Here is a 229-nt window from a genome sequence, read left to right on the forward strand (position 1 = left end):
ATAGCTCAGCGTGTCGTTGACGGTGATCGAGCCGCTGCCGTCTTCGTCGGCGTTGCTGGTTTGAGTTTTTTCCGAGCTCAGGTTCGGCGTCTGAGTGACCGGCGTAGTGACGGTCGGATTGCACTTGGCATCCGTCGAGCCAGCCGGGCAGACGTTCGGCGTCGAAGTCGACACGGTCGCCTTGTTGACGATCGAGCCGGCGTTCACGTCGGTCTGCTGGACCTTGTAG

At 61.1% G+C, this 229-nt stretch carries 1 protein-coding gene; it reads right to left on the bottom strand.

Features of this window, described 5'->3' with window-relative positions; translation table 11 throughout:
* Positions 1–207 (bottom strand): hypothetical protein (locus A7A76_RS15560; protein WP_206412037.1); only part of this gene is annotated, 207 nt, incomplete at its 3' end.
* Positions 208–229 lie beyond the last annotated feature (22 nt).

The sequence above is a fragment of the Lysobacter enzymogenes genome, assembly GCF_017168095.1.
In the GTDB taxonomy this organism is placed as follows: Bacteria; Pseudomonadota; Gammaproteobacteria; order Xanthomonadales; family Xanthomonadaceae; genus Lysobacter; species Lysobacter enzymogenes_D.